The organism is Enterovirga rhinocerotis (assembly GCF_004363955.1).
In the GTDB taxonomy this organism is placed as follows: domain Bacteria; phylum Pseudomonadota; class Alphaproteobacteria; order Rhizobiales; family Beijerinckiaceae; genus Enterovirga; species Enterovirga rhinocerotis.
In genome coordinates this window covers 1-20,673 of the sequence record NZ_SNZR01000020.1, presented here as the reverse complement: position 1 = coordinate 20,673, position 20,673 = coordinate 1, and the positions used below count along the sequence as shown (strand labels likewise).

The 20,673-nt window shown below is 66.3% G+C and carries 18 protein-coding genes and 1 pseudogene; 7 read left to right on the top strand and 12 right to left on the bottom strand.

Annotated elements, in window-relative coordinates; all coding sequences use genetic code 11:
* Window positions 1-26: 26 nt before the first annotated feature.
* Window positions 27-2,147 (top strand): hydantoinase/oxoprolinase family protein, encoded by a 2,121-nt coding sequence (locus tag EV668_RS24505; RefSeq protein WP_133775224.1) that lies wholly within the window; start codon window positions 27-29, stop codon window positions 2,145-2,147.
* A complete protein-coding gene (locus EV668_RS24500) occupies window positions 2,144-3,835 on the top strand; it encodes a hydantoinase B/oxoprolinase family protein (RefSeq protein WP_133775222.1) in 1,692 nt (563 codons plus the stop codon). The genes EV668_RS24505 and EV668_RS24500 overlap by 4 nt, the downstream gene beginning before the upstream one ends.
* A gap of 53 nt (window positions 3,836-3,888) precedes the next feature.
* Here the strand turns inward: EV668_RS24500 and EV668_RS24495 are convergent, their stop codons facing one another.
* Together EV668_RS24495 and EV668_RS24490 are read right to left on the bottom strand one after the other, a co-directional pair.
* Window positions 3,889-4,809: an ADP-ribosylglycohydrolase family protein gene (locus EV668_RS24495; protein ID WP_133775220.1), complete on the bottom strand. Its 921-nt coding sequence runs from the start codon at window positions 4,807-4,809 to the stop codon at window positions 3,889-3,891.
* Between the two features lie 57 nt (window positions 4,810-4,866).
* Window positions 4,867-5,124 carry a helix-turn-helix domain-containing protein gene (locus EV668_RS24490; protein WP_133775218.1) on the bottom strand — a complete coding sequence of 86 codons (258 nt, stop codon included), beginning with the start codon at window positions 5,122-5,124 and terminating at the stop codon, window positions 4,867-4,869.
* 163 nt (window positions 5,125-5,287) lie between these two features.
* Between EV668_RS24490 and EV668_RS24485 the strand changes: the two genes are divergently transcribed.
* Window positions 5,288-6,232, top strand: coding sequence for a GIY-YIG nuclease family protein (locus tag EV668_RS24485; RefSeq protein WP_133775216.1), 945 nt, complete (start codon window positions 5,288-5,290; stop codon window positions 6,230-6,232).
* A gap of 102 nt (window positions 6,233-6,334) precedes the next feature.
* On the opposite strand, the gene EV668_RS24480 is transcribed toward EV668_RS24485, so the two are convergent.
* Window positions 6,335-8,692, bottom strand: a complete 2,358-nt coding sequence (locus tag EV668_RS24480; RefSeq protein ID WP_133775214.1) for a phosphoketolase family protein — start codon at window positions 8,690-8,692, stop codon at window positions 6,335-6,337.
* A 542-nt stretch (window positions 8,693-9,234) separates the two neighbouring features.
* On the opposite strand from EV668_RS24480, the gene EV668_RS25790 reads away from it, so the two are divergent.
* Window positions 9,235-9,810: a molybdopterin-binding domain-containing protein gene (locus EV668_RS25790; RefSeq protein ID WP_425359656.1), complete on the top strand. Its 576-nt coding sequence runs from the start codon at window positions 9,235-9,237 to the stop codon at window positions 9,808-9,810.
* Here EV668_RS25790 and EV668_RS25490 read toward each other — a convergent pair.
* The 3 genes and pseudogenes from EV668_RS25490 to EV668_RS24465 all read right to left on the bottom strand — a co-directional run.
* Window positions 9,730-9,988, bottom strand: a pseudogene (locus tag EV668_RS25490) (ISL3 family transposase); the annotation flags it as partial. The gene EV668_RS25790 and the pseudogene EV668_RS25490 sit on opposite strands and share 81 nt — an antisense overlap.
* Window positions 9,989-10,007: 19 nt before the next feature.
* On the bottom strand, window positions 10,008-11,321 hold the full coding sequence (locus tag EV668_RS24470) for an ATP-binding protein (RefSeq protein ID WP_133775212.1): 1,314 nt from the start codon (window positions 11,319-11,321) through the stop codon (window positions 10,008-10,010).
* Window positions 11,318-11,980, bottom strand: a complete 663-nt coding sequence (locus tag EV668_RS24465) for a response regulator (RefSeq protein ID WP_133775211.1) — start codon at window positions 11,978-11,980, stop codon at window positions 11,318-11,320. Before EV668_RS24465 ends, EV668_RS24470 begins: the two co-directional genes overlap by 4 nt.
* Before the next feature lie 75 nt (window positions 11,981-12,055).
* Between EV668_RS24465 and dsbD the strand changes: the two genes are divergently transcribed.
* From dsbD to EV668_RS24450, 3 genes are read left to right on the top strand one after another with little or no spacing between them, the layout of a single operon-like run.
* Entirely contained in the window at window positions 12,056-13,867 is a 1,812-nt protein-coding gene (gene dsbD / locus EV668_RS24460) for a protein-disulfide reductase DsbD (protein ID WP_245513446.1), read from the top strand.
* Between the two features lie 17 nt (window positions 13,868-13,884).
* Window positions 13,885-14,511 carry a DsbA family protein gene (locus tag EV668_RS24455; protein WP_133775209.1) on the top strand — a complete coding sequence of 209 codons (627 nt, stop codon included), beginning with the start codon at window positions 13,885-13,887 and terminating at the stop codon, window positions 14,509-14,511.
* A complete protein-coding gene (locus EV668_RS24450; RefSeq protein ID WP_133775207.1) occupies window positions 14,508-15,182 on the top strand; it encodes a L,D-transpeptidase in 675 nt (224 codons plus the stop codon). The genes EV668_RS24455 and EV668_RS24450 overlap by 4 nt, the downstream gene beginning before the upstream one ends.
* A gap of 69 nt (window positions 15,183-15,251) precedes the next feature.
* Here EV668_RS24450 and EV668_RS24445 read toward each other — a convergent pair whose 3' ends face one another.
* The 6 genes from EV668_RS24445 to EV668_RS24420 form a co-directional block, all read right to left on the bottom strand.
* On the bottom strand, window positions 15,252-15,554 hold the full coding sequence (locus EV668_RS24445; RefSeq protein WP_133775205.1) for a DMT family transporter: 303 nt from the start codon (window positions 15,552-15,554) through the stop codon (window positions 15,252-15,254).
* On the bottom strand, window positions 15,551-15,853 hold the full coding sequence (locus EV668_RS24440; protein WP_133775203.1) for a hypothetical protein: 303 nt from the start codon (window positions 15,851-15,853) through the stop codon (window positions 15,551-15,553). The genes EV668_RS24445 and EV668_RS24440 overlap by 4 nt, the downstream gene beginning before the upstream one ends.
* Before the next feature lie 237 nt (window positions 15,854-16,090).
* Complete coding sequence (locus EV668_RS24435; RefSeq protein WP_245513444.1) at window positions 16,091-17,368, bottom strand: site-specific DNA-methyltransferase; 1,278 nt, start codon at window positions 17,366-17,368, stop codon at window positions 16,091-16,093.
* A gap of 124 nt (window positions 17,369-17,492) precedes the next feature.
* Entirely contained in the window at window positions 17,493-18,905 is a 1,413-nt protein-coding gene (gene terL, locus EV668_RS24430; protein ID WP_133775200.1) for a phage terminase large subunit, read from the bottom strand.
* Window positions 18,902-19,345 (bottom strand): DUF5681 domain-containing protein, encoded by a 444-nt coding sequence (locus EV668_RS24425; protein WP_133775199.1) that lies wholly within the window; start codon window positions 19,343-19,345, stop codon window positions 18,902-18,904. Before EV668_RS24425 ends, terL begins: the two co-directional genes overlap by 4 nt.
* 102 nt (window positions 19,346-19,447) lie before the next feature.
* Complete coding sequence (locus EV668_RS24420; protein WP_133775198.1) at window positions 19,448-20,071, bottom strand: hypothetical protein; 624 nt, start codon at window positions 20,069-20,071, stop codon at window positions 19,448-19,450.
* Window positions 20,072-20,673 lie beyond the last annotated feature (602 nt).

The following is a 20,673-nucleotide window of genomic DNA, read 5'->3' as shown; positions in this document are numbered from 1 at the left end:
GCGCGTCCCGATAGGAAGGGCGAGCCATGGCTCACGACGACAGGTCCGCGCAGCCGTTGTCGATCGGCGTCGATGTCGGGGGGACGTTCACCGACCTCGTCGTCTACGACGCGATACGGGACGAAATCCGCACGGCAAAGGTCCTGACGACCCCGCGCGATATCCCCGAGGCGATCTTCAAATCCATCGACCAGGCTCAGGGCGAGCTCGCGCGGACGCGCTACGTCAAGCACGGCACGACGACCGCCATCAACACCGCGCTCGAGCGCACGGGCGCACGCACGGCGCTGATCACGACTCGCGGCTTCCGGGACGTGCTCGAGCTCGGCCGCGGCAACCGGCCGGACGCCTTCGACCTCTTCTACAAGCGCCTGCCGCCTCTCGTTCCGCGGGATCTCCGTTTCGAAATCGGTGCACGCATGAACGGCCAGGGCCGGGAGATCGCGCCGGTCGATCCGGTCGAGCTCGACGCCGTCGCGGCCGAGCTCGACCGGCTTGGCGTCGAGGCTGTCGCCGTCTGCCTGCTCCACGCCTACCGCAATCCCGAGCACGAGCGGCAGGTGGGTGAGCACCTTCGACGGTGCGGCAAGCGCTTCGTCTCGCTCTCGCATCACCTCTCGCGCGAATGGCGCGAATACGAACGGACCTCCACTGCCGTCGTCAACGCCTATGTCGGCCCGCGCATGGAGCGCTATCTCGAAACGCTCGGCGCCCGGCTCGGAGAGAAGGGCCTCGAGGGCAACCTACTCCTGATGGAATCGAACGGCGGGGTCATGACCGGCGAACTCGCCGCTCAGCACCCGGTCTACCTGCTGGAATCCGGACCCGTGGCGGGAGCGGTCGGTGCCGCAGCACTGTCGCTCGAACTCGGCTACGACAAGGCGATCTCCTTCGATATGGGCGGGACGACGGCGAAGTGCACGCTCGTCAACAAGGGCGAGATCGAGGTCGCCGACATCTACTACGTCGCCGGCTATGAGCGGGGTTATCCCGTTCAGGTGCCCGTCGTCGACATCGTCGAGGTCGGGGCGGGAGGCGGCAGCATCGCGCATCTCGACGAGGCCGGCTCGCTCAAGGTCGGGCCGAGGAGTGCCGGATCGGAGCCCGGCCCCGTCAGCTATGGACGCGGCGGCACCGAGCCGACCGTCACCGACGCCAATGTCGCGCTCGGCCGCCTCTCGCCGAGCGGCCTTCTCGGCGGAGACATGGCGCTCGATGTCGAAGGCGCGCGCCACGCGATCCGCGAGAAGATCGCCGAGCCTCTGGGGCTGTCCGAGGTGGAGGCCGCGAGCGGCATCCTGCGGCTCGCCGTCGTGACGATGTCGGCGGCGGTCCGTCGAATCAGCATCGAGCGCGGCCATGACCCGCGGGACTTCGTGCTCGTCGTCAGCGGCGGCGCGGGCCCGCTCCATGCGAGCGCCATCGCCCGTGAATTGTCGATCCCGACGGTTCTCATCCCACCGCTTCCCGGCCACTTCTCGGCCTGGGGCATGCTGCTCGCCGACATCCGCTTCGACACGGCGCAGACCCTCGTGGTCGAACTCGACGATGCGGATCCCGCAGCGGTCGAGCGGCAGTTCCGTGTGATGGAGGAGGAGGCCAAAGGGCGCCTCCTCGCTGCCGCGCCCGGCTTGCGCGAAATGTCGTTCTCCCGCTTCGCCGACCTTCGCTACGTCGGCCAGGAGCACACGGTTCGGACGCCTGCCGACGGCGAGGCGACGGGCGAGGGCTGGAAGGCGACGTTGCAGCGCGCCTTCCTCGACATCTACGCGCAGCGCTACGGCCACGCCGATCCGCGCGGCAAGCTGCAGGCCGTCACGCTCCGCGTCGTCGCCGACGGGAGGGTCGAGAAGCCACGGCTGTCGAGCTTCCGGTCGCGGGTCTCCGGTCCGGCCGAACCCTTCACGCGGCGCGAAGCCTACTTCGAGGAGACTGGCTGGGTCGATTGTCCAGTCTACCACCGCGACGCACTCGCGGCCGGACAGGCGCTCACGGGGCCCGTGATCGTGACGGAGACCGGCTCGACCACGGTCATTGCGCCCGGCGATGCCGGCGAGGTCGATTCCCTCGGCAATATCGTGATCAGGGTCTCGTCCCGGCATGTCCAAGCCGCGCGTCCTGAACGGCGTCTGGAGGAGCTCGCATGATGAACACCGAACCGCACAAGGTCGACCCCATCACCTTCGAGGTGGTCGATTTCCTCCTCCGCGCCATCGCCAGCGAACTGGAGACGAACCTGACCCGGACGTCCTTCAGCCTGATGATCTACGAGTACAAGGATTTCGCGGTCGGCATCGTGGCGGCGGACGGGCAACTCATCTGCCAGGGGACGGGCGGGCTGCCGATCTTTCTCGCCGATATCGGCGCGCCGCTGAAATCGGTGCTGGAGGCGCATCCGATCGAGACGATCCGGCCGGGGGACGCCTTCATCACCAACGATCCGGAGGCGAGCGGGCAGCATCTGAACAACGTGACGATGTACACACCCGTTTTCGATGAAGGGGACCGGGACCTGATCGCCTTCATCACCGTGCGGGCGCACTGGACCGATATCGGCGGCATCGTGTTCGGCTCGATGATGACCTCTTCGACGACTGACATCTATCAGGAGGGCGTGCAGTTCCCGGCTCTCAAGTTCTGCCATGGCGGGCAGGACGACGAGCAGATCCTGCGCCTCATCGCCCGGAACAGTCGGATCCCGGAGATCACAGTCGGTGATCTCCAGGCCCAGCTTGCGGCCTGCCGTCTCGGCGAGCAGCGCCTGAAGGACATGATGCAGCGCTATTCATGGCCGACCATCCGGGCGACCATCGACGAGCGCTGGCTCCGCTCCGAGCAGCTTGCGCGCCGCCGCATCTCAGCCATTCCGGACGGGACCTACGATGCGTCGTGCTGGCTCGACAATGACGGCATCGAGATGGACCGGCGGCTGCCCTTCCATTTCCAGGTTCGGGTCGAGGGCGAGGAGGTCACGATCGATCTCTCCGACATCGCGGACCAGGTCAAAGGTCCCTACAACGCCGGTTTCGCCGGCGGCGGCATGACGGCCGCGAAGGTCGCCTACAAATACGTGGTCATCCCGGACCTGCATTCGGACGAAGGCTGTTTCCGGCCGCTCAAGGTCGTTCTGCCTCCCGGCAAGATCCTGTCGGCCCGGCATGGCGCGCCGATGGCGCGGTTCAACGTCATCATGGCGACGGTGATCGACGGGCTCATTCGGGCCTTCGGCGAAGCCGTGCCCCAAAGCGTGGCCGCTGCCCATCACGCTGCCCAGAACTCGATCCAGTTTACGGGGCCGCGCGGCGACGGGCGCCTGTGGAACTACAACGACACCGCCCATGGCGGTTGGGGCGCCACGGCCGCCGGCGATGGAGCCGGGCCGTTCAAGACGATGTCGCATGGCGACTGCAAAGATATCCCGGTCGAGATTGTCGAAGCGCTCTATCCGCTTCGCGTCGAGGAGGTGTCACTGAGGACGGATTCGGCCGGGGCCGGGCGGCATCGTGGAGGCATGGGCGTAACGCGGCGCTATACGACCCTGGCGGACGCGCATCTGACGACGGCCTGGGAGAGGACGACCTGCCCTCCCTGGGGCCTTGCCGGGGGCGAGGCGGGCGCGGTGGGCTCCGTCACGGTCGAGCGACCGGGAAGTGAGCCCCAGACGATTACGAAGGTCACGAAGCTGGGCCTTGCGGCCGGGACGCGCGTGGTCTTTCGGACCGCCGGGGGAGGAGGCTACGGCGATCCGCGCGAGCGGGACGGAAAGGCTATCGCGGAGGATATCCGTCTCGGATACGTATCGGCCGGCACGCCCTTCGTCGGGGCAGAAAAGTAACGCGTCAAGAGGCGCTCGAAACGGACGTTTGATTTGTATTAAACTACACTTGTTCAGATTGGTCTGGCTGTGATTTGAAGGAGGAGCTCGACGATGCGCTCGATGCGGTCCTGCCACGCGATTGTTTCTCGCCACTTCGCTGGGATGGCTGATGCTCCGTAGATGGCGCCGGCGAGTTGGCCGGTGATCGCGGCGACGGTATCGGCATCGTCGCCAAGATTGGCGGCGAGCAGGACGGCTTCGGGGAAGCTTCGGCTATGGCCGACGCACCACAGGCTCGCTTCCAGCGTCGCGACGACGTAGCCTGAGGACGAGATGGCCGCACGCCCCTTGGAGCGCCAGGATCCGGCCGCGATGTCGGCGAGCTCTGCGCAGAAGGGGCGTGGCCGAAGAACCTGATCGCGGCTCAGTCCCGAGATCGCCTCGACCAGAAGCGTCGCAAAGAGGCGGCAGGCCTCGTGGGCGACCGGGGCGGCGTGGGTGGTGCGGCTCTGAGCATGAGCGAGATCCTCCGCGCGGGCGATATCGGGAGAGGCCAGGATCGCGACCGGCGCCAGCCGCATCAGGCTGCCATTCCCGGCCTGGGACGGATCGGGCTTCTCCTGGATGGCTTGCCCCGTGCGCTCGAAGCGCTCGATCGCCGCCCGCACCGTGTTGCCGATATCGAAGCAGCGGCCGGTGACGCTGTTCTCGCCCGCCCGGTACCAGCGGGCGAAGCGTCGCATCAGGTCGGCCTCGTCGAGCTTGCCTCCTCCCGCGATCAGCGCTTCGGCGAGGCACAGCGCCATGCTGGTATCGTCGGTCCATTGCCCCGGTGCGAGCCCGAAGACGCCGCCCCCCACCATATCCGTGACGGGAGGCTTCGTGTCGCGGGCCGAGAACTCGAGCGTCGTGCCAAGGGCATCACCCACGGCAAGACCGAGAAGAGCGCCGAGGGCACGGTCGCGGGGGTCGGGCGGCGGGGTCGAACTCATACCCCCGACATAGCTCCGCTTCGGACAAGTATCCAGTTTCGGGATAGTGAGGCGACCTTACCCTGTGCCTTCGATCTTCACCTGCGCGACGACGGCGGCAAACAGCTCGTGCGGATCAGCGCCGAGGGCTTCGGCCGCCTCGATGAACTCGAGCACGTCGAGCCGTCGCTCGCCGCCCTCGTACTTGGCCACGAAGGATTGCGGCACCCCGAGTTGGTCGGCGACCTGCTGCTGGGTCAGCCTCATGCGCAGGCGCTGCTCCTTCAGGAGCGCGATCAGCCTCGAATGACCTTGGGTACGGAGTGTCTTGCGCATGCGCCCTGACCGGAGCGCTGCGGGACATGAGCCGCTTTTCGGATAATCCCATAACGGGATGAGGAGCGGTGGGGTCGATCGTCGACAGACTGGTATCCTGATACTGGATTAATGTCGCGAACCATGGCTGTGTGCCCCTCCCGAACACGGAGCACTCACAACCATGACCGACACCAAGGCGGATCGACCGACCGCCGAGACCCTTCTCGCCCTCGGATTCGTCGATGTGGCAGGCTGGGCTTCTGAGACGAACAGCCTCACCTACAGCCTCGACGGCGCCCATGCCGAGACGAACGACCTGCGTCTCGACGAGAGAAATGCCCTCTACGCCTTCGTGCGGGACGAGGAGGTGCTCTATATCGGCAAGACCGCCCGCACGATCCGCCAGCGCTTCACCGGTTATTGCCATCCCGGCCGCCAACAGCGCACGAACTGGCGCTGCAATGGCAAGATCAAGGCTGCGCTCGCGGCGAGGCAGGAGATCCGGATCTTCGTCTTCAATCCGATCTCGCATCTGCGCTACGGCCTGTTCGACCTCAACCTCGCAGCCGGGCTCGAGGATGCGCTCATCGCCGCCTTCGATCCCGCCTGGAACGGGCGCGAGAAGGGGCAGCCGGTCTCGGAGGAGGTCGAACGCGAGGAGGCGGAAGAAGCGCTCGGCCCCGCGAACCGCTTCGCGTGGGAGGATGGCGACGTGGTGTTCCGCGATGCGGACGGCCGTCCGATGAGCCATCATCAGATCCGCAATGCCCAGACGGCGAATGCGCCGAGCTTCTCGATCCTCCTCGGAGAGGCCTATTACCGCCAGGGCCTGATCAATCCCGGGGTCGAAGCGAGTCGGCTCTTGGGTCAGGACGGCGAGCCGATCGAGATCGCCTTCTCGGACGGGACAGCACCGGTCGTCTCGCGGATCGACCGGACGGCGAACCGGACCGGGGCCGTCAGGGTCGTCGGCCGCAACAGCACCATCGCGCACTGGTTCCAGGCGCAATTCCGCAAAGGCGAGAGCGTCGAGGCCCGCATCGTCGATGCGAACCGCATCCTCCTCATGGCAAGGCCGGACAGCGCGACAGGCAGCGCTCAGGCCGTCACCACCACCGACGGATGAGACCGAACCTCAGGGCTTGGGCGGCGCCTCGATCCGGACCACCTGTGTGCCTTTCACGGCCTGATTGCGGCCGCCCGCCGGCGAAGCTGCCCTCGGGCCGCATCAGGCCGGCCAGCGCCAGTCCCGGATCTCCGGCATGTCCTCGCCGTGCTCGCGGATATAGTCCGCATGCGCGGCGAGCCTGGCGTCGAGCTCGCCGATGAGGCGAGCTCCGCGCTCGCCCAGCTCCGGCAGGCGCCGAAGCGCAGCCTGCGCGAGATGGTAGCGGTCGATCCCGTTCATCACCGTCATGTCGAAGGGCGTCGTGGTGGTGCCCTCTTCCCGGAAGCCGTGGACGTGGAGGTTTGCGTGATTGGCGCGCCGGTAGGTCAGGCGGTGAATGAGATAGGGATAGCCGTGATAGGCGAAGATCACGGGCCGGTCCCGCGTGAACAGCGCGTCGAATTCCTCGTCCGTGAAGCCATGGGGATGCTCGCTGCGCGATTGCAGCGTCATCAGGTCGACGACGTTCACGACGCGGATGGCGAGATCCGGCAGCGCCGTCCGCAGGATGTCGACGGCCGCGAGCGTCTCCAGGGTCGGCACGTCGCCCGCGCAGGCCATCACCACGTCGGGCTCACCCTCGTCCGATGAGGCCCAGCGCCAGATGCCCGCTCCCGCCCGGCAATGCGCCTCGGCTTCCGCGGCGCTGAGCCATTGCGCCTGGGGCTGCTTGCCGGCCGTGATCACGTTGATGCGGTTGAAGGTGCCGAGGCAATGCTCCGTCACCCAGAGGAGCGTGTTCGCGTCCGGCGGGAAATAGAGCCTGACGGTCTCCGCCTTCTTGTTGGCGACGAAATCGGCGAAGCCGGGATCCTGATGACTGAAGCCGTTATGGTCCTGCCGCCAGACATGGGAGGTGAGGAGGTAGTTCAGCGAGGCGACGGGCTTTCGCCAGGGCAGTTCCGCCGAGACCTTCAGCCATTTCGCGTGCTGGTTCACCATCGAATCGACGATGTGGATGAAGGCCTCGTAGCAGGAGAACAGCCCGTGCCGGCCGGTAAGAAGATAGCCTTCAAGCCAGCCCTGGCAGAGATGCTCGGAGAGCACCTCCATCACCCGCCCCTCGCGCGCGAGATGCACGTCATAGGGTTCGATCCGTTCCATCCACACACGGTCCGTCGTCTCGAAGACGGCATCGAGGCGGTTGGAGGCGGTCTCGTCCGGCCCCATCAGGCGGAAGTTGCGGGCCTCGGCGTTGAGGCGGAGGACGTCCCGCAGATAGGCGCCCATGACGCGAGTGGATTCCGCCACGGTCTCGCCCGGACGCGCCACCTCGACGGCGAGGCTCCGCCAATCCGGCAGGATGAGGTCTTGCTTCAGCAGGCCGCCATTGGCCTGGGGGAGGGCGCCCATGCGCCGCTCGCCCGACGGGGCCAGCGCAGCGATCTCGGGTAGGAGCCGGCCCTCGGCGTCGAACAGCTCCTCCGGGCCGTAGCTCCGCATCCAGTGCTCGAGGATCTTGCGGTGCGCCGCGTCGCCCCGCGCGTTCGAAACCGGCACCTGGTGGGAGCGCCAGAAATCCTCGACCTTCTTGCCGTCGACCTCCTTCGGGCCGGTCCAGCCCTTGGGGCTCCGTAGAACGATCATCGGCCAGCGCGGGCGGCCGCTTGGCGTGGCGCCGGCCCGCGCCTCGGCCTGGATCGCCCGGATCCGGTCGAAGACCGCATCGAGCGTGTCCGCCATCGCCCGGTGCATGGTGGCGGGCTCGTGGCCTTCGACGAAGAACGGCTCGTAGCCGTAGCCGACGAAGAGGCTGCGCAACTCCCCGTCACCCATCCGGGCGAGCAGGGTCGGGTTGGCGATCTTGTAGCCGTTGAGGTGAAGGATCGGCAGCACCGCGCCGTCGACGGCCGGGTTCAGGAACTTGTTCGAGTGCCAGGCCGCCGCCAGTGGCCCCGTCTCGGCCTCGCCGTCGCCGACGACGCAGGTCACCACGAGGTCGGGATTGTCGAAGGCGGCGCCGTAGGCGTGGGCGAGCGCGTAGCCGAGCTCTCCGCCTTCATGGATCGAGCCGGGCGTCTCCGGCGCGACATGGCTCGGGACCCCGCCCGGGAAGGAGAATTGCTTGAAGAGCCGGCGCAGCCCGTCCTCGTTCTGCGGGATCGCCGGATAGATCTCAGAATAGGTCCCCTCCAGATAGGTGTTGGCGACCATGGCCGGGCCGCCATGCCCGGGCCCGCAGACATAGAGGACGGCGCAGTCGCGGTCCCTGATGATGCGGTTGAGGTGGACGTAGACGAAATTCAGGCCCGGCGTCGTCCCCCAATGCCCGAGCAGCCGCGGCTTGACGTGTTCCGGCTCGAGCGGCTCGCGCAGAAGCGGATTGTCCATCAAATAGATCTGACCGACGGACACGTAATTCGCCGCGCGCCAGTAGCGGTGCATGAGGTCGATTTGCGTCGTATCGATGTCGCTCATCGCATGATCGCTCCGAATAGGCTGACTCTCAGAATCCGTCGGATCGCAGAAACAGGCGCTCACGGCCAGACCCGATGGGCGCGCGCGGAATTTGCCTGCCTGAGTCGGGGGCTTGCAAGTTTGTACGGCGATCGGTGCGAGCCCGCTCCGCCTGCTCAAGCTCGGGGGAGCTGGGTCCCGGTCTGGGTCAGCGCGTCGACGAAGATGGGTTCCCAGGATTGGATATGCCATCGCAGCAGGCCTCGAGCCTGTCCGCCTGACCCGCTTCGGCTAGATCGACGATCTCGTAATGCTCCGGAATCGATTCGATCTGGCGCAGCTGGCCCGCGCGCGAGCGGATGCCGTGTCGACGCATCGTATCGCGCACCCCATTACGGTGTCCGTCAGAACCGTGTTCCCGGCCGCCGCCAGGAGGACGCGGTGGTAGGCTCGGTCCGCCTCCAGGATAGAGCCGCACGTCGTCCGCCTCGACGGCGCGTCGGATCTACTGCACCCTTTGCCGGTCACGCTGCGGCTCGGTCTCGGTCGTCGAGAACGGCCGCATGACCAGCGTTGAGCCGCTGCCCGGCCATCCGATCGGCGGCGCGCTCTGCGCCAAGGGGCGGGCCGCGCCGGAACTCGTCCACAGTCCGCGCCCCCACACGGTTCCGCTGCGCCGGACCAAGCCCAAGGGGGAGGGCGATCCGGGCTGGGTCGAGATCCCCTGGGACGAAGCCTTCGGCGAGGTCGCCTCTCGCCTGGGCGGCGTTCGCCGGGAATCCGGGGCCGTCGCCTTCGCGGTCACGACCCCGAGCGGCACGCCGATGGTCGACAGTTCGGAATGGGTCGAGCGCTTCGTGCGCTGCTTCGGCAGCCCAACATCATCTATGCCGTCGAGGTCTGCGGCTGGCACAAGGACTACGCGCACGCCTACACCTTCGGGCACGGCATCAGCGTCCCGGATTACGACCAGGCCCAGGCGATCGTCTTGTGTGGGCACAATCCCGCCCGGGCATGGCTCGCCCAGGCGACCCGGATCGCGGACGCGAATGGACCTACCGGTGGCTGTCCTCAAAACCATGCTCGCGCACCTCGCGCCAGAGCGCCGTCGCGTTATCACATCTGCCATGCGCCTCTAGACATGAGGCAGGCACGGATCGAGTCGGCTCATCTCCGATCCGCGGACGGCACGTTCGGGAACGTCTCGGCGTGAGCGCATTTGCGCACTGTTCCCCGGGCCACGCCGGTTGCACGCGCAATGCCCAGGAGCGTCTCGCCGGCAAGGTGACGGTGACGAACCTTCTCGAAGGCTGCAACCAGCGACCCCGACTATCGATCATTTTCGAAACATGACATATGATCGAACCCCTGTCCGATCCAGTCGATTTCCTATCAGGAGTTGCGCTCCGACCTTGGACAGGGCGATTTTGACGATCGCCAATCCGAGCCCGCTTCCCGCGTGGCTTCTGTGGCGTCCCCGAAAGAATCGGGTACCCACCTTATCGATCTCGTCCGGCGGAATTCCTCGACCCTCGTCCTCCACGAGCAGGCCATCCGCAGTGGCCCGCCATACGATATTCCCCCCGATTGTGTGCTGGGCCGCATTTTCATGCAGATTGCGGAGTGCGAGTTGCAGGCACTCGGCATTGGTATCGAGGACGAGGTCCCGCGCACTCGGCTCGATCGTCACCCGGACGTGATCGGATTTCGGAATGTCTGCGACGATCTCGGCAAGAAGCGGTCCGACCGCCACGGGGGTGCGAGGTGCCTGCTCCGGGTCGGCATCGAGCCGCGCGATCGTCAGCAATTGTCGTACGAGACGCGCGGTCCGATCGACCGCCGCCACGATCTGCTGAAGAGCCCCCCGAACCACCTGAGGGTCCTCCGTTGCGAGCGCAACTTGCGCCTGCGTCTTGAGGCCCGACAGAGGCGTTCGCAATTCGTGCGCTGCGAAAGCCGTGACCTCGCGCTCGTGCCGGCGTGCGGCCTCGACCCTGCGGAACAGCGTATTGAGGGCATCGGCCAACGGCCGAACCTCGGCCGGGGCGCGCGCGAGCGACACGGGGCTCATGTCCTCCGCATTCCGCGACGCGAGATCGCGGGCCATGCGTCTCAACGGCCGCAGCCCCTGTCCCAGACAGGCCCAGATGGCGCCCCCCAGCAGCGGGGCGATCAGGAGGGCGGGCCACATCAGGCCCTTGATGAGGTCGCTCACCAGACGTTCACGCAATCCGACCCGGTCGCCGACCATGACGCGGACGCCTCGGCTGCCGTCCTCGACCGTGAACACGCGCCACCGCTCGCCATCGATCTGGCGATCGGAAAAGCCGGGCGCGTCCTGGGAGAGCTGAGCGGCAGGCGCTCCGCTCGAACGCGCGATCATCCGCCCGTCGAGCGACCAGATCTGACACGACAGCTGCCGCTCGTAGCTGCCGAGCGGTGGCAGCGTTCCCTCGCTTCCTGCCGCCGCCGTGCGATCCAGTCCCGAAGCCAGCGACGCAACCATTCGGGCAGCCTCCTGGAGCCGGGTGTCGAGGACATGTTCGAGTTCGCGGCGGCTGCTGACGTAAATCCAGGCGACGGCCGCCAGCCAGACGAAGCTTGTGGCCAGAAGAAGAGCCGCGAACAGCCTGAGCTTGAGCGATCTCATCGCACGGCCCTCATCCGGTAGCCGAGGCCGCGCAAGGTCTCGATGGCGTCTCTGCCGATCTTGTTGCGGAGGTGGTGGATGTGGACCTCTAGCGCATTGCTCTCCACCTCTTCCTGCCAGCCATAGAGTACGTCCTCCAGCTCGGCCCGCGAACGGACTTGGCTCGGCCGTTCCATCAAGGCGGAGAGGAGTGCGAACTCCCGTCGGGACAGGGTCACGGCATGGCCCTCGACGGTGACGCTGAGATCGACCGGGTGGAGCGTGATGTTGCCGTGCTCGAACTGGGACTCGGCTCGCCCGCTCTCGCGTCGGGTGATGGCGCGGAGACGGGCCGCAAGCTCGTCCAGGTCAAAGGGTTTGGCCAGGTAATCGTCCGCACCTGCGTCGAGCCCCCCGACCTTGTCTTCGATCGCATCACGGGCGGTCAGGAGCAGGACGGGGGTCGTGTCGCGCTTTCGCCGCAGACGGCGCAGGAGATCCACCCCGCTGCCGTCCGGAAGCATGATATCCAGCACGACGGCCGCGTAACGCGTGGTCGACAGCGCCGCTTCGGCATCCTCGCAGGTCGCGACGACGTCGGTCGCGCTCCCCTTCAGGGCAAGCCCAGCCCGCAAGCCGTCGGCGAGAATGGGGTCGTCCTCCACCACAAGGATGCGCATCGAAACCTCCGGCGACACCGCTCGGATCACTGCCTTAAGCCTGGCTTAAGGTGGAGCGCGAGGGTGGCGATCGCCATGGCGACGATTGCGATGTCCTTCCTCCGCTACCTGACCATCCTGGTCTTCAGCTCGATCACGGCCCTGGGCCTCGCGCTCGACTGCGCGATGTCTGCCGAGGTCGGTCCCGCGAAGCCCGAGTTCACGCTGTCGGCGCAACGGGACGCGGACGGCACCTTGCGGCTCACATGGTCGATCACGCCCGGGAACTATCTCTACCGGGAGCAGATCGCGATCAGCGGCGCCGGAGGACCGATCGCCGCCGCTCTTCCGGAGGGACAGACCAAGGACGATCCGAATTTCGGCCCGACCGAGGTCTATCACCGCGACGTCGTCGCAACGATCGGCGCGGCGGATCTGGCAGGCGCTGCGACCCTGACGGTGAGGTTCCAGGGCTGCTCGGAGCGGGGCATCTGCTACCCGCCGCGTATCGCGACCGTCGATCTCGCCAGCCTTGCCGTCACCCATGGCGCGACGCCCGGCGGCCGAAGCGGCTCGGCGATCACGTCATGGAACCCTAATACAGCGGTTGCGGCGTCGGAGCCGAAGGTGGCTTTCGGCCTGTCGGGAAACATGCTCGCGGTCGCGATGGCCTTCTTCGGCTTCGGACTTCTCCTGGCCTTCACACCCTGCGTCCTACCGATGGTCCCGATCCTCGTGGGCCTTCTATCCCGCTCGTCGGGCCGGCTGAGCGCGGGGCGCGGCTTCGCGCTGTCTTCGACCTACGTCCTGGCCATGGCGGTAGCATACGGAACATTGGGCGTCGCCGCTGCCTGGTCGGGCCAGAACCTGCAGATGGTGCTTCAGGCTCCCGCCGCGATCGGGGCGATGGCCGCCGTCTTCGTCGCGCTCGCCCTTGCGAGCTTCGGCCTGTTCGATCTCCGCCTGCCGTCGGCTCTGACGGACGCATTGTCGAGCGGACCCGGGCGACGATCCGGCGCGTTCGCGGGCGCGGCTGCTCTCGGGTTCACGTCCGCTCTGATCGTCGGCCCCTGCGTCACGCCACCCTTGGCGGCTGCCCTTCTTTACGTGGCGCAGACTGGCGACCTCTTTCGCGGAGCCTTCGCCCTGTTCTTCCTCGGCCTTGGGATGGGCTTGCCGCTCGTGGCCGTGGGCACGTTCGGCACTCGTGTCCTGCCACGCTCCGGCATCTGGCTGCTCATGGCCAACCGCCTGTTCGGCGTCGTCTTCCTGGCCATCGCCGTCGTCCTGCTCGGTCGGGTCGTGCCGGCCGCCGTGACGATGGCACTCTGGGCCGCCCTGCTGATCGGCGCGGCTGTCTTCACGGGCGCGTTCGATCCACTCACTTCGTCGGACGGATCGGGGCCGCGGCTGAGAAAAACCGCGGGTCTTCTCGCCGCGCTCTATGGGGCGGCCCTCCTCATCGGCGCCGCAGGTGGTGCGGATGACCCGCTCAGGCCGCTCGCCTTGGTCGGTCGCACCGAACCTTTCGGCGGCACTGCGATGCCGGCGACCACGATCCGCAGCTTGCCCGAACTCGACGCGGCGCTGAACGCCGCGCCCGGGGACACGAGGCCCGTCCTCCTCGCCTTCTCCGCAGACTGGTGTTCGGCCTGCAAGACGATGGAGCGCGAGGTCTTCGCCGAACCGACGGTGCGCGAAGGCCTGCGGTCGGTTCGGCTGGTGCTGGCCGACGTCACCAGGACCGAAGAAGCGACGAGCGCTCTCATGCGCCACTTCGAGGTGATCGGCCCCCCGACGCTCGTCTTCGTCGATCCGCGCGACAGGCGCGAGATCGCTGCCCTCCGATCGGTCGGCGAAATCTCGGTCGATGCATTTCGGCGCCTGCTCGATCGCGCCGCTACCTGAACCTACTGGAGACACCGATGAACCGCAGAGACATCCTGCTGGGGGCTGCCGCCTTGGGCGCATGGCCCCTCTACAACTACCTCAAACCCGTTCCGGCATGGTCGAGCCCGGACGTGAAGGGCATCCTGCACGATCCCGACGCGCCGGAATCCGGCAACGCGAAGGGCGACGTCACGATCGTGTCCTTCTTCGACTACAACTGCCCGTTCTGCAAAACATCGGCGTCCCATCTGGACAAGGCGATGCGCCAGGATGGCAGGGTCCGGCTGATCTACAAGGACTGGCCGATCCTGACCCCGGCCTCGGTCTATGGCGCGCAGATCGCCCTCGGCTCGAAATATCAGGGGCGCTACACAACGGCCTATCAGGCTCTGATGGGTATTCCGGGGCGACGCATCGCCAACGAGGCGATGCGCGATGCCGTCGCCGCCGCCGGTGTCGACATGACGCGTCTGCAGGCCGATCTCGACAAGAACAGTCCCGCGATCTCCGCCCTGCTGCAGCGAACCATGAATCAGGCCGATTCCATGGGGCTTCGGGGAACGCCGGTCTATCTGATCGGCCCTTATGCCTACGCGTCCGCTCTCGACGAGGGCGGCTTCCGGAAGGCGATCGCGACGGCGCGGGCAGGTAAACCGTCATGATCCAGGTTTGGGGCGCGGCCCGCCTGCCGTTCGTCTTGTGCGCGAGCCTCTCTGTCGGCGGCTGTCTCGCGAGTGCCGCTCCCGGCACCGCGAGCGTCAACGCCGCCGCTCCGGTCGTCAACGTATCGGCGGCGGACGTCGTCCGGTATGGTGAGATCGGCGGCGAGCCTCATCCGGTGCCGGCCGTCGACCCGACGACCCTGAAGCCCGATTATGTGCGTCAGCTTGTCGACTATAGGACGAACGAGAAGCCCGGCACGATCGTGGTCGATCCGCATGGCAAGTTTCTCTACCTCGTGATGGAGGGCGGTCAGGCGATGCGTTACGGCGTCGGCGTTGGCAAGGAAGGACTCGCGTTTACAGGCACGGCGAACATCGCCCGCAAGGCGCAGTGGCCTCGCTGGACACCGACCCCGAACATGATCCGCCGCGAGCCTGATCGCTATGGGAGATGGGCCGGCGGCGTCAGCGGTGGCGAGGACAACCCGCTCGGAGCGCGAGCCCTCTATCTGCACAAGAACGGCAAGGACACGCTCTATCGAATCCACGGCACGAACGAGCCTCACACGATCGGCCAAGCCGTGTCGTCGGGCTGCATCCGGATGATGAACCAGGACGTCATCGATTTGTATCGACGCGTCCCGGCGGGCTCGCGAGTCGTCGTGCTGTAACAGGGCGACAGCCGGGTATCGGGGGCCCCGCGCACCCGCTGCCGACGATTCTCGAACCCCGCCTGGTCGTCAGGGCCGACCGGCGGCCGGCTGGCGCCGCGGCGACGACAGGGCGAGCACTACGCCCGTCAAGGTGAGGACCATCGCGGCGAGTTGCCGAGCGCCAAACGGCTCGCCGAGGACGATGGCCGCGAGAAGAGCGCCAACGATTGGCACGAGAAGCGTGCCCGTCGACGCGACCACCGGCGGGAGATGCCGAAGCGCCTCGAACCAGAGGATGAAGCAGAGCCCCATCGGCACCAGCACCATGTAGACCATGGCCCAAAACCCCGAGCGGTCGAGGGCGAGGATGTCGGGGCGCTCCAGGGTCATCCGAGGATCAGAAGCGGCACACAACCCAGTCCAACCTGCCAGGCGATCGCGGCGAGCTGCGTCAGGCCGAGCGGCTTGGCGTTCAGGAGCGCGCCCGTCGCGAACAAGATCGCGGCGCTGAAGGCGAAGGCTACGCCCGGCAGCTTTCCCATATCGAGGGAGACGACATCCGATCCGACGAGGACGACGATCCCCGCGATTCCGAAAGCCAGGGCGAGAGACCCCCGCAGGCTCGGGCGCTCGCCGCGCACGGCCCACGCGATCAGTGTCGACCAGATCGGCATCGTGAACACGAGCAAGATCGCCTCGCCGACCGTCAGCCAAAGCAGGCTGGCTGATCGACGAACCGGACCGGGGCCGTCAGGGTCGTCGGCCGCAACAGCACCATCGCGCACTGGTTCCAGGCGCAATTCCGCAAAGGCAAGAGCGTCGAGGCCCGCATCCTCGATGCGAACTGCATCCTCCTCATGGCAACGCCGGACCGCGCGACAGGCAGCGCTCAGGCCGTCACCACCACCGACGGATGAGACCGAACCTCAGGGCTCGGGCGGCGCCTCGATCCGGACCGCCCGCGTCCCCGTCATCGCTTCGTAGCGGCGGAGGACGACATCGACATAGAGCGGATCGAGCTCGATGCCGCGGCAGATCCGGCCTGCCTTCTCAGCCGCGATCAGCGTCGAGCCCGAGCCGAGGAAGGGATCGAGCACGATCTCGCCGCGGTGGGTCAGATCGAGAAGCGCATCCTCCAGCATCGCCGTCGGCTTGACGGTCGGATGCGAGGTCAGGCCCTTGCGGGCATCCGAGCCGATCGAGGAGGCGCCCGGATAAGTCCACACGTTCGAGCGCCAGCGTCCATGCCGGCCGAGCTCGACATTGTTCACATGCGAGGCCGTGCCCTTCTTGTAGAGCGGGAGGAGTTCATGCCCGCTCCGGTAGAGGCTTCCCATCCCGGCATTGGTCTTCGACCAGACGACCAGGTTGAGGGGATCGAGGCCCGAGCCCGTCGCCGCGCGATCAACCGTCGGATAGCCGCGCCAGTCGATGAAGGTCCCGACCACCCCGCCCTTGGCGAGATAAGCCAGGGCGGCCCGTATCCAGGCCGCGTTGAAGGCCTCGAACGCTTCCGGCGTCATCTCCCCGCTTGCCATCGGGAACTCGCGGTGATCGCCTCCCGTCACATGCCCCTTGATCGGCACGTTGTAGGGGACGTCCGTCAGGACGAGCCGAACCTCATCACCGCCGAGGAGGCGGGCGAGGAGCGTCTCGTCCCGCGCGTCGCCGCAAGCGATCCGATGCGGGCCGAGATCGAACACATCGCCCGGCCTTGCGATCGGCTCGGCCGCAGGCTCCGGCTCGACCGGTCCCTGTTCGACGCTCTCCTCGCCCTCGTCGAGCCTGATCTGGTCGATCTCGATCGCGCTGAAGCCCGCGATCTCGATGGGCGCATCGTCGAGGATCAGTTCCTCGAGCTCGATCTTCAGTTCGCCGAGATCCCAGGCGCCCTTCTCCTGCAGGCGATTCAAGGCGAGGCGGAGCGTCCGGAGTTCGCTCTTCGTGAGGTGACCGACGAGCACGCAGGGGACGCGGGTGAGACCGGCAATCTTCGCGCCTTCTAGCCGGACGAGGCCGTCGATCACGATGCCGTCCGCGTCGATCAGGATCGGCGCACAGAAGCCGAGCGTTGCGATCGAGTTCGCGACCTCGCGCACATGGTCCGGATCGACCGTGCGCACGTTGCGCGCCGGTGGACGCAAAGTCCCGATCTCACGCTCGACGAGGTCAAGCTTCGGAAGAAGGTCATTGCGCCGCCGCACCGTGCGCTCGGCCGAAGCCGACCGGGCGAGAGCATCGCGACGCCCGCGGCTCTTCGATCGAAGCGCACCGCGCAGAGGATCAGCATTCGGATCGATGGATGACATGCAAATCTTCCTCGGTCGCTCAGCGGCCATAGGAGCCGAACATCGCCCTCGGCGACATGGAGCGCTGCTTGAGCCATTCTAGGAACTGCGACGTCGAATCGACCTGATCGTCATGCTTTCCGCGCGGGAAGAGGGTGAGCTCATGGAGGTAGGCGTCGAGCCAGGGCTCCGATTCCGGCACGAGAACGAGGCCGTTCTCGATCACCCCAGTCTGGGCATGCATCCGTTCGAACTTGCCGATCTGCGAGGAGTATCGCTGCACGGCACGGAGACCCTCGTGGAAGAGTTCCTGGGCAAGCTGGATGCCCGAGGATTTGTCTTCGATCAGGACGACGCTCGCGCGATGGATCTGCTGCTGCTCGCGGACGGCCCGCTTCAAGGAAGGGTACTCGTGCCGATCGCGGTGGACATGGATCAGGTAGGCCTTGTTCCCCGCGATCCCCCAGGTCGTGCAGACGCTGTAATCGTTGAACTCGCCCGCCTTGCTCGCCGTATCCCAGCTCTGGACGATCTCGAGATGTGGGGGCAGCTCGGCCGGCCGGTAGGTGCGGAACCATGCCCTCTTGACCATTCCGCCCGAGGCGGGGACCGGAGCCTGCTGATACTGGCTCGCGAAGTTGTACTCCCCGGTCTCGGCCCGAAGCTTGGCGAGCGTTTCGAGGGGTTGGCGGATCGGGTCGAGCGCTTCGCCCTTGCGGCGCCTGAGGCACCTTGAGTTCACGTACGTGCTCAACTTGAACTCTTCGTCTTGCTCGGCGATGGCCGGTAGGCGCAGCAGATCCCACCCCCCTTGAGCCAGGGCTGCGCCGGCGAGATCCTCCTCGTGAAGGCGTTGCATGACCAGAACGATCCGGCCCGTCTTCTTATCGTTGAGGCGGCTATAGGCCGTGTTCTGAAGCCAATCGATCACCGACCGACGCGAAGGCTCCGAGAGCACCTCGTCCGACTTGTGTGGATCGTCGATAATGATGATGTCGGCGCCGCGCCCCGTGAGCGTGCCTCCAATCGACGTCGCGTACCTCACCCCGCCCGTCGAAGCGACCAGCTCCTGGGCTCTTTGACCCGTGAGCGTGATGCCGAACAGATCCCGATACCACTTCGTGTTCATGATGGTCCGGCAATCGCGAGCATGCTTGTCGGCGATGTCCTGGCCGTAGCTCACACAGATGATCTGGATCGTCGGCCGCCACCCGAAACAGAAGGCGGGAAACGCGACGGAAGCCATGATGGACTTGAGATGGCGCGGCGGCACGTTGATGACCGATCGACGGATTTTGCCCTCCAGAACGTTGTGCAACCGCTCCGCCATCAGCTCGAGATGATAGGAGACCGGCAGCGGCTCCCCGCCGTGCAGCTCCGCAAAGCAGCGCTGCGTGAACGTCAGGAAGTCCCATTGCAGATATTCGGTGAGGACCGTCGCAGCGCGGCTCATGACCCGCCCTCCTTGTCTTCAATCCGGAGTGCGAGGCTCTCGAGGATGTGCTTGTCCACCTCCGTCAGCTGGTAGCCGAGCGCGCGCCCCGTCGCCTCACCGGCCTGCCTCAGAGCGAGAATCATCTGGAGCGCCTTGACGTCGCCCTTCATCGCCTTCTCGACGAGCCGACGGATCGAAAGCTCGAGCCGGCTGATCTTCCGGCGCCGGTTGCCTTCGGTGACCACCACCCTCTCCGCGAGGATCTCGCGCAGGATCGTCTCATGGTTCTTCGAGCCGGGCCTCCGGCCTTTCGGATTTCCCGACTGCTTCGGCTTGAACTGCGTCGCCTTCGGCGGGTGCTTGAAGCCGACATAATCCGCGCGCTGCGCGAGAGCCGTCTCCTGATCCAGCGAGACCGGAAGCTCGTGCGCGCCTTCCTCTTGATCGTCCTGTGACATGACCTCTCCGCCCGCCTCGAGAACGGCCGGCGGCGATTGCCCCTCGGTCTCTCGTTTCGGCGGAGAGCAGCGTGACAGCGGCAGTGGCGGATAAAACAGGAGTTAACCAGATTCCTGCGATGGCGGCAGGTAGCTAACGAGGGCCTTCATCCTTGCCGGGAGATCTGAGACTGAGGGGTCGTTCGCGAGCAACGTTTCTCTCATGAAAAGGTAACCGTAGCGCCCGGCACTCGGCGAGGCATACTCATCGCTCCAGGCTCCGAGCCAGGAGTCAATCGTTTTGGCGGCGGGGTTTCTGAGCACCTTCGCAATGGGCTGAGGAATGTTCCTCTGAGTCCACGCGCTAGCTTCCGGACGCGGAAAGCCTTTTCTTTGGAGGTGCTCCATTATAGCGGCAAGATAGCCCTTCAATATTTCGATCAACGGATGATCGGAAGGCCGTTGGCGAGCCCTACGTGAGCTGAGCATCCCGGAATGGCGCCAACCCTGCGAAACGGCAGCAAGATCGAACAGCACCCCATCGATTGACCGCGTCACCATTGACTGGCCGCGGCAGAATCTTGAGACCGCGTCGAGGGTGATGACCGCGGACTCCAGGCTCGCGTCCGCGTCGGTCATGCCGGCCGCTATTCGGGCTTCCCGCTCATCCTCTACCGTCCGCAAACGCTCTCTCAGTTCGGCCAAAGCGAGCAAGGCAGCTTGATCGGGAGATGGGGTTTCGGCCATGGGGATCTCGCATTCCGGACTGGGACCATGCATTCGCTGCTCCGCGCGCTCAATCCCTGCTCGCTGCGAAAAATTCCCTGCTTCGATTGCGGAAGCTGCACTTTCCAAGTCATTGATTTTCGGATGGTTATGGCCCGGGTGACGCTCGGGCAGGCTCGAAGTCAGCCCGAAATCCCTGCAGATTCCCGGCAAAGCAGGGAATTTCGACAGCGGAGACCGGTTCGCCGGGACTGCGTCCACCGCCAAGACTTAAGCTATTTTAGACGCTGCGCTTTTCGTCTTTTTAGCGGTAGAAATTCCTCGGGATTTCCGGGGCTTTGCCGAGGCGGTTGCTGGGCCCGTCCTGGCAGAGACCCGCTGCGGCCGACTATCCGAGATTCCTCGCCGTCCGTCTCTGATGGCCCGTTTGGCCAGGACGGACGTCTCCGTCGGTCCAGCCGGGCAAGCAGTCCGGATGCGCCGGATTTCGTCTCTGCACAGGACGACGTGCCCGGACGGCGGGCACTACCGATGGCCGATCTTGTGAAGGCTGATGTTGGTGGATGCCGCCGGAGGTTCAGGCGGATGCAAACCGGCGGCGCTGCTCGTCCCAGGAGAGGGCG